Origin of the sequence: Rahnella aceris, assembly GCF_011684115.1 — a bacterium.
Taxonomy (GTDB): Bacteria; Pseudomonadota; Gammaproteobacteria; order Enterobacterales; family Enterobacteriaceae; genus Rahnella; species Rahnella aceris.
Window position 1 is genome coordinate 1,663,725 of record NZ_JAADJV010000001.1, and the last position, 12,066, is coordinate 1,675,790.

Consider the following 12,066-nt stretch of genomic DNA (forward strand, 5'->3'; position numbering starts at 1 on the left):
AAAGCCTGAAAAAATTTCCCGTTACATTAAGGGCTGAATCGAGAAAATTTCGGTTTCTCAATAACGGTTATCATGTGGCCTTTCGCGCCGAAACCGACCAGAGGGGAAAAGCTTTTCCCCTCTGAACTCCCCTCGCTTTTTCAAACAAGTGATCCGCACGCAAGCTATGTTTCAGGAAACACTGCGACAGGCTGGAAATCTTGCCGCGTAGCGGCGGGATTTTGCGGCTGTCACCTCGCTCGCTGAAACATAGCCTCCAGCGAAGCGCGCAGTGAAAGAGCCGGGGGGGTCTTGGGGGGCGGCGGCGATAAGCCGTCCCCCAAGTCGGTGTGGGCCGACGCCCACGGTTTTGATCTCAGTGGGCCAGGAACTTCTCCAGGAACTGTTTCGTCCTGGCATGTTGCGGATTCGAAAACAGCTCTTTCGCTGGCCCCTGCTCCACGATTTTCCCCTGATCCATAAAAATAGCGCGGTCTGCCACGTCACGGGCGAAACTCATTTCGTGGGTCACAATCACCATGGTGCGGTGCTCAAGTGCCAGTGCGCGGATAGTGTTGAGCACTTCACCCACCAGTTCCGGATCGAGCGCGGAGGTCGGTTCATCAAACAAAATCACTTCCGGGCTCATCGCCAGTGCGCGGGCGATGGCAACGCGTTGCTGCTGGCCACCGGAGAGACGTCGCGGATAGGCATTTTCTTTGCCGCTTAACCCGACTTTTTCCAGAAGCTGACGTGCTGTGGCGATGGCTTTTTCTTTTGACTCGCCCTTCACAATCACCGGTCCTTCGATGATATTTTCCAGGACTGAACGGTGCGGGAACAGGTTGAAGTTCTGGAAAACAAACCCCACCTGCTTGCGCAGCTCACGGACGTTATTCTTCTGTTTACTGAGCGGCTTACTGGCATCAATTTCGATATTGCCGACTTTTATGGTGCCGCCGTCCGGCTCTTCCAGCAGGTTAATGCTGCGCAGCAAGGTGGTTTTACCCGAACCGCTTGGCCCGATGATCGCTACCACTTCGCCGGCGTTGACCTGTAAATCGATACCGTGCAACACCGTTTGTCCGTGGAATTTTTTTGTCAGTTGCTTTACGTCAATGGTACTCATGAAGGCTCCTGATCCTGACGGTTAACGCGGTCTTCCAGACGGTTTTGCAGGAAGGATAAAACAGTCGCCAGCACCCAGTAGATAACCGATGCGGCCAGATACATGGTGAACACTTCCAGCGTGCGCGACGTCACAAGCTGTGCCTGACGGAACAGTTCCGGCACCTGGATGGTCGCGGCCAGCGAGGTATCTTTTACCAGGCCGATAAAGCTGTTACCGAGCGGCGGCAGCGCGGTGCGGGCGGCCTGCGGCAAAATCACGCGGCGCATGGTCTGCCACGGATTCATACCAATACTGGCCGCCGCTTCCCACTGCCCTTTTTCGATGGACGAAATCGCCGCACGCAGGGTTTCGGAGGTGTAGGCCGCGGTATTGAGCGACAGGCCAATCATGGCTGCCGGGATAGGATCCAGCTCGATGCCAAACTGTGGCAGACCGTAGTAGATCATAAACAATTGGGCGATCAGCGGCGTGCCACGGAAAACGGAGACGTAAAAACGCGATAACCATGACAGCGGCCAGAAATGCGAAAGGCGCATCAGCGCCAGCACGAAGCCCAGGATAAGACCGAACACCATTCCGCCCAGACTGAGCTGGAGCGTAAACAGTGTTCCTTTCAATAAAAATGGTGCTGAATCCAGCACCAGTTGAATACTTTCTTGCATCCGATAAGAACCTTATGGATCAGTTCGTAATGAGCCGGAGCGCCAGTCTGACGCTCCGGTTTTACGGGTATTATTTTGTGACGTCAGCACCAAACCACTTTTCAGAGATTTTGGCGAGCGAGCCATCTTTCTGCATTTCAGCAATCGCTTTGTTGATAGCAGCCAGCAGTTCCGGGTTGTCTTTGCGAATGGCCACGCCAGATTCCAGACGGGAGAACGGTGCGCCTGCAACGGCTAAGGTATCACCGGTTTTCTTCACCAGATCCAGTGCTGCCAGACGGTCAACCAGAATGGCGTTGATACGGCCTACGCGCAGATCCTGATATTTAGTCGGGTCATCATCATAAGTACGGATGTCCACGCCCTGCACATTCTCGCGCAACCATTGCTCGTAGTTACTGCCCAGACCCACGCCGACTTTTTTGCCTTTCAGATCTTCAGGTTTAGTGATGGTGCCTTCCTGACCTTTTTTAGTCAGCGCCTGAATACCGGAAACGGTGTATGGCGTAGAGAAGTCATATTTTTTCTCACGCTCAGGCGAAATGGTCACCTGATTGATCACCACATCAATACGCTTGGATTCCAGCGAAGCCAGCATGCCGTCCCATTTGGTCGGTTGCAGTTTCGCTTTAACGCCCATGTGCTGCGCCAGTGCATCGGCGAACTCGACTTCAAAGCCGGTCAGTTTGCCGTCTTCACCCTGGAAACTGAACGGAGGGTAAGTCCCTTCCAGCCCGACAATCAAGGTGCCGCGATCTTTGACTTTCTTCAGTAACCCTTCGTCAGCAAAAGTATTGCTGACCATGCCTGCTGTCAGCGTGACCGCAACAGCACCCAGAAGTAAACGACGACGCAGTGTAGAAAAACCCATATTCACCTCAGTTATAGTTAGTTATAGAACGCTATATCCCCTACGAATTTGCGCACAGTAGCACCCGCCGCGTCAGTTATCAGGAATATAATTCCATAATCTTAGCTCAAAAAAGCATAAGCGGATTTTAGAGTATTAAACCTGCGGATGATACGCAAACAGTGCCGGTGCACCGCCGGTATGAATGAACAGGATCGGGCCTTCATCCGGGAACAAATCACGCGCTATACCGTCGAGCAATCCGGCCATCGCTTTGCCGGTATACACCGGATCCAGCAGCATGGCTTCCTGCTCTGCCAGCAATTTCACGGCGGCGGTTCCGGCTTCATTTGGCTCACCGTAGCGTGGCGCAAAATATTCGTCCCACAAGGTAATTGACGGCGTTTTCTCACCCAGTTGTAATTGTGTTGTCACTTCCCGGGCAATGGCTTCAACTTTGGGACGCTGGGCATCGGCACTGCGCGACACTGTCACACCAATCAACTGCGTGTCTGGCATTAAATGTTGCAAAGCGACGGCCAGACCAGCGTGCGTACCGGCGCTGCCCGATGCCACCACCACGGCACTGAAATCCACAAAACTGGCCGAAGACTGCTCGGCGATTTCCAGCGCGCACTGCACGTAGCCGAGTGCACCAAGCGCATTGGAACCGCCAACCGGCACGACGTAGGGACGAAAACCTTGTGCTTCCAGACGTTCGGCTTGTTCTGCAAGCTGCGCCATCGGGTCATCAAGCGCGTCACACATCACCACTTCCACATTGAACAGATCCAGCAGCAGACGGTTGCCGTTGCTCAGATAATTGACTTCGGTGGTGCCGATCGGGTTTTCCAGCAACGCAACGCATTTCAGGCCCAGTTTGGCGGCCACGGCGGCGGTCTGGCGTACATGATTTGACTGAATGGCACCAGCGGTCACCAGCGTATCCGCACCTTCTGCCAGCGCTGCGGCGGCCAGATATTCCAGTTTGCGCAGCTTGTTACCGCCCATCGCCAGCGGCGTGATGTCATCGCGTTTAATGTAAATGTCACGTCCGGCGTATTCGGAAAGACGATGCAGTTTTTCCAGCGGCGTGGCGCTGCCCAGTAAATCGATCCGATCGAAGGCTTCCAGCCGGGTTTTAAGCAAAGAAATTTTAGCAGGCACGATGTTCCCCTGACGCACAGCACGGTGCCGCACGAAGTCGTTATAGTCGAAGTTGGTTTGAGTTTAGAGACAGGTTATTGAGTAAGTATATAAAGAATTTATAGAAACTGCGGACAGATTCAAGACAAAAAAACAGGCTCCCGGAGGAGCCTGTTTGTGCATTGCGTGTCAGTCTGTCTGAGATCCGATTACGCGGATTTCTGCCAGGCCAGATACTGGTCGTATTTGCGCAGGGCAATACGGTAGTTGTCATGACCCGCCACCGGCAAATCATTGATGATCCGCTGGTGGATACTGTCCCCTGAAAGTTTATCCAGAGGATAGTTGTTTGCAGAGAGGATTTCATCCAGACGGCGGAGGCGGACAACATACTCGCGCACCGTGCTGTGATTCATCTCAGTCTGCTCAAACAGATATTGCTTAAACGCCATAATGTCAAAATAGGACGAATGGCTGTTACAGCTTATCTCACTGCAAAAACGACACAGTGCGGTCAGTTCCTGCGACAGGTTGTGCCACACGTCATCATCAATAGGCTGGTCCATCTTGGCGATGGCCTCTTTATTGATGATTTGCCCGCGAAACACCAGTGCCATCCTGTCGAGTTCTTTTGCACACTGTGAGCAATGAGTCTGACTGTGTTTAAAATCTTTAAGATAACGGCTTAAAGGCCTTGTTTTGATTCCCGCTGGCATAAATTTATTCCTGATAAGGGATATAAAATGTATAACCGGCCAGGAAAAAGCGGATCAGTGGTCGTTGGCCAGGCGTGTTCGCAAACGCTTAATCGCCTGACTGTGGAGCTGGCTTACACGGGATTCCCCGACGTCCAGCACCGCCCCGATCTCTTTTAAATTCAACTCTTCCTGGTAGTAAAGCGTAAGTACCAACTTCTCCCGTTCAGGTAACGCATCGATAGCTTCCATCACCCGGTGGCGTAAATTACCCTCCAACAGATGATGTAACGGGTTGGCCTCTTCGTGCCCTTCCATCAATGCCTCGGCAGTATCGCCGTGCTCTTCGCGCCATTCGTCATAAGAAAACAACTGGCTACTGTTCGTATCCATTAATATCTGCCGGTATTCCTCAATGGGAATATCCAGCACCTGCGCCACCTCTCCTTCACTCGGCGGTCGCCCTAATTTCTGTTCTGCGCTATGCATCGCCTGGGACACTTCACGCGCATTACGTCTGACACTACGCGGCACCCAGTCGCGGCTACGCAACTCATCGAGCATGGCGCCGCGAATACGCTGAACGGCATACGTCGTAAACGCCGTCCCCTGCATCGCATCAAAACGCTCAACCGCATTTAACAGGCCGATCCCGCCCGCTTGCAGTAGATCATCAAGCTCTACGCTGGCGGGAAGCCGCACCTGCAAACGCAGGGCTTCATGGCGCACAAGCGGAACATAGCGCTGCCACAAAGAATTTTTGTCTATCACGCCGTCGGCGGTATACAGATCGCTCACTGTCGTAACCTGGCAAATTTAGGGTCAGTATCATTGTGCCAGTGATAATCGCTAATCAATCGGCTGAATAAGGCCTGAAAAACGCGGTTATTTTGATTATGTCTCGCAGATTCTGTTTGCAGACGTCCGCCGGTAACACCGCAAACGATTGACTAAAAAACAATCTCAACATAAAGATTATCTTAAATTATACCAGCGAATGCCCCGCATTAATCCTTAAGAATGGTAAATTTTAGTTAAAAAAAACCCCGCCGGAGCGGGGTTTGTTCTGTTTGTAACCGAACTGCGTAATTTGTCGACTAAGACAATTATTGCAGCAGGGACAGTACAGACTGAGGAACCTGGTTAGCTTTAGACAATACTGAAGTACCAGCCTGCTGCAGGATCTGTGCTTTAGACATTGCTGAAACTTCTGTTGCGTAGTCAGCATCCTGAATACGGCTCTGTGCAGAAGACAGGTTAGTCGTGGTGTTGTCCAGGTTGGTGATGGCAGAATCGAAACGGTTCTGAACCGCACCCAGTGAAGAACGGAAGGTGTCAACTTTAGCGATAGCAGCGTCGATTGCTTTCAGTGGGTCAGAAGTCGCAACGCCAGTGTAAGCGTTGGTGTTAGCAGCACTGGCGATGTCGCCGATGGTGCTTGCAACGTTCGCAGTACCGGTAGCGCCGCCGTCAACGATAGCGCCAGCTGCAGTTTTGTAGTCTTTACCCTGAACGGTAACGTAACCTACTGCTGCGCCAGTGGCGTCTGCGCCAACTTTAACCAGTTTGCCAGTCTGAGTACCTGCAGTAACACCGTTGTCAGTGTCAGTGTAAGAAACGTCAGTGGTGTTCAGTGTTACAGCGCCAGTTGCGTCATCTACAGATGCAGCGTAGTTGCTGGTACCATCAGAAACAACGTAAGTTGCAGTCGCTGCGCCAGCTGCTGTCTGAACGTTTTTCAGAGACAGTTTGCTTGCGTCCAGGCCCAGAGAAGTTGCCGCTGCAGACAGGTCAACGTTTTTCAGGGAGCCGCTTGCGCCAACCTGAGTGATTGCATCGCTGGTTTTCAGTGCGTTGCTTGCTACTGAGAAACCGTTCAGACCCAGAGTGGTAGAGTCGATTTTCTGCAGGTCGATGTCGATAGTCTGACCATCGTTAGCGCCAACCTGGATTTTCATCGTCTGGTTAGAGGCCAGTACGTTCACGCCGTTGAACTGAGTCTGACCAGATACACGGTCGATTTCAGACAGACGGGAAGTGATTTCGTCCTGGATTGAGGTCAGGTCGGAATCGGAGTTGGTGCCGTTAGCAGCCTGAACAGACAGCTCACGAATACGTTGTAAGTTGTTGTTGATTTCGCTCAGTGAACCTTCAGTGGTCTGCGCAACAGAGATACCGTCGTTGGCGTTACGTGAAGCCTGAGTCAGACCGTTGATGTTAGAAGTGAAGCGGTTAGCAATCGCCTGACCAGCAGCATCGTCTTTTGCGCTGTTGATACGCAGACCGGAGGACAGACGCTCGATAGCGGTGCTCAGAGCGGACTGGGATTTGTTCAGGTTGTTCTGAGTCATCAGAGACAGCGTGTTGGTATTGATAACTTGAGCCATGAGTGTATTCCTTCAAATCTGGTTAAGGGTTCGGGCTTATTGCCCACGGCGTTCATCACCGTCCAAACTTGTATCGGCGGTACTGCGGTAACCTTTAGAATTATTTCTCAAAAAATCCGGTTTTCTTACTTTGAGAATTACCCTTCCTTATACCGCCTATTCACGCCATTACTTTTTGTTGTGATCTATTAAACTTTTTCTCCGTCGTGCCGATAGGGCTTAAAGACTCTTTTATACCTAAAGTCATTGGAGTTGCAGTAAGCGGCGAGGGAGTGAACCCGTTACCTGACATCCGTCAGGAAAACCGGTGAACGAACGAAGCGAAGGCGACTGTAAATTCACGTACTCAGGGCAATCAAACTGTAAAGGATAATTATGGCCACTTCAGGCACTATCTCTTCATTAGGTATCGGTTCAGGTTTACAACTTTCAGACCTGCTGGATAACCTGACGACTGCAGAAAAAAAACGTTTAACCCCGATCACCGCGGCACAAACCAGCTATAGCGCCAAACTGACGGCCTATGGCACGCTCCAAAGCGCATTACAAACTTTTTCTGACGCTGCGACCGCATTGTCATCGACCAATACTTACGGGGCGACCACGGCTTCGTCGAGCAACACGTCTGCGTTCAGTGTGACAACCGGCACCGGCGCCGCGGCGGGTAAATATTCCGTTTCCGTGACACAGCTGGCCTCTGCGCAGTCTTTGGTTTCTGCCACGCAGTCGAGCAATAAAACCGCACTGGGCGCCACGACCACTGATAATACCCGTACCCTGACCATCAGCCAGGGCGACGGCAGTAAACCACTGAGCATCAAACTGACCGATGATCAGACTTCACTGACCGGTGTTCGTGATGCGATCAATAAAGCCGGTGGCGGTGTCACGGCCAGTATCGTCAAAGTGGATGACAGCAGCTACAAGCTGGTACTGAGCGCGAACAATACCGGTACCAATTCAGAAATGACCGTCAGCGTCACCGGTGATGACCAGCTGAATAATATTATCGGATATAACTCATCCACCGGCACCGGTGCGATGACCGAAAATGCCACAGCAGGCAATGCCAAGCTGACCTTTAATGGCATCGATCTGGAACGTCAAAGCAACACCATCAGTGACGCGCAGGACGGGATTACGTTAAATCTGACCGGCACGACCACAACCGCAGCAACGCTGACAGTGGCGAAAGATACCTCCACAGCCTCCACCGCTATCCAGACTTTTGTTGATGCGTATAACAAGTTGCAGGATACGTTCTCCAGCCTGACCAAGTTCACAGCCACCGCGACGAACACCGATACGGCTGACAGTACCAACGGCGCATTACTGGGTGACAGCGCACTGCGTACCATCCAGACACGTCTGAAGTCAGCGATCACCGGCGTCTCGGGTTCTGGTTCAGTAAGTTCATTGCAGAGTATCGGTATTACCACTGACCCGGACACCGGTAAGCTGGAAGTTGACAGCACCAAGCTGAGTGCAGCGTTAACCAGTAACCCGAATGCTGTGCAGACCATGATGGTAGGTGACGGCAAAACCACCGGCGTGATGACCAACATCAGCAACCTGAACAGCGGGTTCCTGAACACCAGCACCGGTACGATTGCTAATGCCCAAACAGCCGTGAACACCACGCTGAAAAGCCTCACCGAGCAGTACAACAAGGTGAACACCAGCATTAACGACACCATCGCCCGTTATAAAACGCAATTCACGGCACTTGATGTCTCGATCCAGAAGCTCAACAGCACAGCGGATTATCTGACGCAGCAGTTCGAAGCTATGTCCTCATCAAGTTCAAGCTAGTAAGGAAACTGAATATGTATAATGCAAAAGGAACTCAGGCCTACGCACAGGTAGGCCTTGAAAGTGGCGTCATGAGCGCCACTCCGTATCAGCTGGTGACGATGTTATTCGACGGGGCGCGCAGCGCCCTGATCCGTGCTCGTATTTTTATCCAGCAGGGCAGCATTGCCGAAAAAGGCAAATCACTGTCTATGGCAATTAACATTATCGACAGCGGACTGAAAGCCGGATTAAGTCGTGAAAAAGGCGATCCTGAATTAGTGGATAACCTCGAAGCGCTTTATTCCTATATGGTCCGTCGTTTATTGCATGCAAATTTACACAACGATCAAGAGGCCATCGCTGAGGTGCTGACCTTGCTTGAAAATATCGCCGATGCCTGGCGGCAAATCGGCCCAAACTACCACCCGTCGCAGGACCAATATAATGGATCAACATCAGTATCTGGTTAATGAATATCAACTGATCCTGTCTTTAAGCGAGCAGATGTTGCGGCTGGCGAGAGAAGAGAAATGGGATGAGCTGGTTGAGCTCGAAGTCAGTTACGTCAAAGCAGTCGAAGCCACGACCCGGTTACCGATGTCAGAACAGACATCGGTAATGATTCAGAATGATGTCCGCCGCTATTTGCGCATTATTCTTGATAACGAAAATACGATTAAAACATTGTTACAAGCCCGGATGAATAAACTCACCGAGCTGATTGGTCAGTCGTCCCGACAACAACAAGTGAATACGACTTACGGAAAAATTGACCTCCGTTCGATTGCCTTCGGCGATCGCCAATAATTATTAAATATTTGTTTGTTTTCTTTCCAATATTTCTTGTGCAAAAATAAGGTTTCAGAGGCAGAGAGCGCCTGGCTGCCAGGGCTAGTTCTCTCTGTCTGCTCCCATAACTTACACATATTAACCGGCAGCCTGTTTGTATTAGCAAAGCGGGAATTATTTATCAGGCAGCACACTACAGGTTGCCGTCGTCATTTTCGGGCATCATCATCATGGTTCGTAAAATAAAAGTGACTCCAGGGATAGGAACCATTTCTCTGCTTATTCAGCATAGTGAACTTTTTATTCATGATGTTTATATTGATAAGCCACAATTGGTTCTCATTCAGAACGGAAGCCTCTCAATTACGGATCAGGCACAGCAAGTCACACTGCAGGCTGGCGAAATGCTGGTGCTTAACAGTGGACAAACGTTGAGCATGACTCACCATTTATCCGGAAATGGCCCTTTCAGCTGCGCCATCATGGCATGGGATCATCAGTTACTCAGTGATGCAGGCCTGCACGCAACCGGCTTCAGCCCGCCACTTCTTGCTGTTAATACCCTGCAAGTCATTCCGCACATCCCCGGTGCGTTCAAACAAAGTTTTACCGACACTCACTCAGCCATTCTCTGGCACCATGGTCTGCCCGCACCGATAACCCGCCACCGCATGCTCGAACAGTTACTCTGGCTTTCGCAACTGGGTGTGCGGTATTCCGTACAGCACAGTGAAAGCGTGACAGATAACGTACGTGAATTATTAGTCAATAATCTGCATAAATCATTTACCGCCGCCGAAGTGGCAGAAAAGCTGATGATGAATGAAGTGATGTTGCGCAGACGTCTTGCGGGCGAAAATTGTGTGCTGCGAAATCTGATGATCGATGTACGCATGACCCACGCACTGCGGTTGTTGCAATGCACCGATCTGGCCATTTCACATATTGCACATCAGGTAGGTTATGAAAGCGGCTCGCGTTTTGCCGAGCGTTTCCGGAAACGTTTTGGATTCGCCCCTACCGCCATCCGTGGTCATTTACGCCCCCTTTCTACCCCTGCGCCGCTCACAATCGACAACATATAACAACTCGCGCCAAACAGATACAATACAAAACCTTGAGTAACATCACACAATATTTGATTACCAGATGTTAACGGAATATCATACACGCCGTTATTTTATTCATGGGCAGGAGTGAGTTGTGCACGTTTGGTGGGAAGTGATTAAAACAATTTACTGGGGCGGATTGGGCATTGCGGTGCTGTTCACTTTGCTGGTGAGCCGCGATACGATAAAAATAAGACTGTTAACTTCCGGTATTATCGGATTTACCTGGCCGATGAGTCTGCCGGTCGTCCTTCTCTTCTCTCTGTTCTGAGTTTGCCTGCACTGAATGTCCTCTTAATATCTTGAACCCGGCCTGCTGACCGGGATCAGATAACTGCAAGACAGTGTTATTGCGAGACAATGTGTTATTTGCGAGTCTGCACCCAAAATCCGTGGATTAGACCCGGCAGGTAACCGCAAAGTGTCAGGATAATGTTCAGCAGAAACGCACCGCCGAAACCGTTGCCAATCAATACGCCCAATGGCGGCACAAGAATTGTGATCAATACTCTCCAGAATCCCATCTTACTCTCCCTTTGGTTATCATTGTGTTAACGATAGCGCATGAGAAATGAAACGGGCATCAGATGAAACCTAATTGATCAGCTCCAGCATAATTTCAACATCCCGCCGTGTTTTTTCCAGCATGTCGGTATCGCCGTTGCGGTGTTCAGCATCCGACACCTGGTGGATCTGGCGCATCTGCCATCTCACCTGATTCTTTTGTTCGTCGGTCATACTGCGACACATCACAATGATAAAGTTTCGCAGCATCATCTGTTGCATGGCAGTTTCTTCAGCTTGCTTGTTGACCGACATGACCAAATCTATAACATGTTTTTCTGCCATTGCAGGTTCCTGCGGGAGTGGAATAGTCAGGCCAGACTAACATGGTCTGGCAGCCGCTGATGGCGACTGATGATGTGATTAACGCCGCTATTTCTGCGCCTAGAATTGATCCGGACATCCAGATTATGTTTTCCATCGATCATGTTTTTAAGCGCCTGGCCGCTTCACCTTTCCGTCAGCGTTTCCATCTCGGTGCCAAAGAGTACCGGTATTGCCAGGATAAAGGGCCGGAGACGGTCAGCCAGCACGCGGCGGATTTCATTGCTAAGCGCCTTGCCCCGACAGAGCCAGAGCAGGATGGAAAACAGACGCCGATGCGCGGTCACCCGGTATTCATTGCCCAGCACGCAACGGCCACCTGCTGTCGCGGCTGTCTGGAAAAGTGGCATCACATCCCCGCACATACGGCTATGACACCCGCACAGCAGCACTATGCCGTGACGGTGATTTTGCACTGGCTTCATCAGGAAATGCAGCGTCCTGCTCCGGTCGCTAAAGAACGAAAATCTAACAAAAAAATCTCAGACACACCGGACAACGCACAACAGCTGAATTTGTTGTAAGAGGCGCATCACACTCGGTAAAAAATAAAAAGTGATAATGGTCACATTTTTCCCGCTTTCCCATCCCCAAGTAAGATCGTGCTCTATAATTTTAGAGGAATAAGAATTGTG

At 50.9% G+C, this 12,066-nt stretch carries 15 protein-coding genes; 6 read left to right on the top strand and 9 right to left on the bottom strand.

What is annotated here, in order from left to right; all coding sequences use genetic code 11:
- Window positions 1-355 precede the first annotated feature (355 nt).
- The 7 genes from tcyN to GW591_RS07430 all read right to left on the bottom strand — a co-directional run bounded on the left by tcyN (window position 356) and on the right by GW591_RS07430 (window position 6,851).
- Window positions 356-1,108 (bottom strand): L-cystine ABC transporter ATP-binding protein TcyN, encoded by a 753-nt coding sequence (gene tcyN / locus GW591_RS07400; RefSeq protein WP_013575772.1) that lies wholly within the window; start codon window positions 1,106-1,108, stop codon window positions 356-358.
- On the bottom strand, window positions 1,105-1,773 hold the full coding sequence (gene tcyL, locus GW591_RS07405) for a cystine ABC transporter permease (protein ID WP_013575773.1): 669 nt from the start codon (window positions 1,771-1,773) through the stop codon (window positions 1,105-1,107). The genes tcyN and tcyL overlap by 4 nt, the downstream gene beginning before the upstream one ends.
- 70 nt (window positions 1,774-1,843) lie before the next feature.
- On the bottom strand, window positions 1,844-2,644 hold the full coding sequence (gene tcyJ / locus GW591_RS07410) for a cystine ABC transporter substrate-binding protein (RefSeq protein WP_015690037.1): 801 nt from the start codon (window positions 2,642-2,644) through the stop codon (window positions 1,844-1,846).
- Between the two features lie 135 nt (window positions 2,645-2,779).
- Window positions 2,780-3,790: a D-cysteine desulfhydrase gene (locus GW591_RS07415; RefSeq protein WP_166860431.1), complete on the bottom strand. Its 1,011-nt coding sequence runs from the start codon at window positions 3,788-3,790 to the stop codon at window positions 2,780-2,782.
- Window positions 3,791-3,978: 188 nt separating this feature from the next.
- Window positions 3,979-4,485 carry a flagella biosynthesis regulatory protein FliZ gene (fliZ, locus tag GW591_RS07420; protein ID WP_013575776.1) on the bottom strand — a complete coding sequence of 169 codons (507 nt, stop codon included), beginning with the start codon at window positions 4,483-4,485 and terminating at the stop codon, window positions 3,979-3,981.
- Between the two features lie 54 nt (window positions 4,486-4,539).
- On the bottom strand, window positions 4,540-5,262 hold the full coding sequence (locus tag GW591_RS07425) for an RNA polymerase sigma factor FliA (protein WP_013575777.1): 723 nt from the start codon (window positions 5,260-5,262) through the stop codon (window positions 4,540-4,542).
- A 308-nt stretch (window positions 5,263-5,570) separates the two neighbouring features.
- Window positions 5,571-6,851: a FliC/FljB family flagellin gene (locus tag GW591_RS07430; RefSeq protein ID WP_013575778.1), complete on the bottom strand. Its 1,281-nt coding sequence runs from the start codon at window positions 6,849-6,851 to the stop codon at window positions 5,571-5,573.
- Between the two features lie 375 nt (window positions 6,852-7,226).
- On the opposite strand from GW591_RS07430, the gene fliD reads away from it, so the two are divergent.
- From fliD to GW591_RS07455, 5 genes are all read left to right on the top strand, one after another.
- Window positions 7,227-8,663, top strand: coding sequence for a flagellar filament capping protein FliD (fliD, locus tag GW591_RS07435; RefSeq protein WP_013575779.1), 1,437 nt, complete (start codon window positions 7,227-7,229; stop codon window positions 8,661-8,663).
- A 14-nt stretch (window positions 8,664-8,677) separates the two neighbouring features.
- Entirely contained in the window at window positions 8,678-9,115 is a 438-nt protein-coding gene (fliS, locus tag GW591_RS07440) for a flagellar export chaperone FliS (protein ID WP_013575780.1), read from the top strand.
- The gene (gene fliT / locus GW591_RS07445) at window positions 9,090-9,452 is read left to right on the top strand and encodes a flagella biosynthesis regulatory protein FliT (protein WP_013575781.1); all 363 of its coding nucleotides are present in this window, start codon (window positions 9,090-9,092) and stop codon (window positions 9,450-9,452) included. The genes fliS and fliT overlap by 26 nt, the downstream gene beginning before the upstream one ends.
- A 419-nt stretch (window positions 9,453-9,871) precedes the next feature.
- Window positions 9,872-10,519 (top strand): helix-turn-helix transcriptional regulator, encoded by a 648-nt coding sequence (locus GW591_RS07450; RefSeq protein ID WP_225444887.1) that lies wholly within the window; start codon window positions 9,872-9,874, stop codon window positions 10,517-10,519.
- 118 nt (window positions 10,520-10,637) lie between these two features.
- On the top strand, window positions 10,638-10,814 hold the full coding sequence (locus GW591_RS07455) for a GhoT/OrtT family toxin (protein ID WP_013575783.1): 177 nt from the start codon (window positions 10,638-10,640) through the stop codon (window positions 10,812-10,814).
- A 94-nt stretch (window positions 10,815-10,908) separates the two neighbouring features.
- Here GW591_RS07455 and GW591_RS07460 read toward each other — a convergent pair whose 3' ends face one another.
- Window positions 10,909-11,067 carry a YqaE/Pmp3 family membrane protein gene (locus GW591_RS07460; protein ID WP_015690040.1) on the bottom strand — a complete coding sequence of 53 codons (159 nt, stop codon included), beginning with the start codon at window positions 11,065-11,067 and terminating at the stop codon, window positions 10,909-10,911.
- A 70-nt stretch (window positions 11,068-11,137) separates the two neighbouring features.
- Complete coding sequence (locus GW591_RS07465; protein WP_037034427.1) at window positions 11,138-11,392, bottom strand: hypothetical protein; 255 nt, start codon at window positions 11,390-11,392, stop codon at window positions 11,138-11,140.
- Window positions 11,393-11,433: 41 nt separating this feature from the next.
- On the opposite strand from GW591_RS07465, the gene GW591_RS07470 reads away from it, so the two are divergent.
- Window positions 11,434-11,955 (top strand): DUF4186 domain-containing protein, encoded by a 522-nt coding sequence (locus tag GW591_RS07470; protein WP_166860435.1) that lies wholly within the window; start codon window positions 11,434-11,436, stop codon window positions 11,953-11,955.
- The last annotated feature ends 111 nt before the right edge of the window (window positions 11,956-12,066 follow it).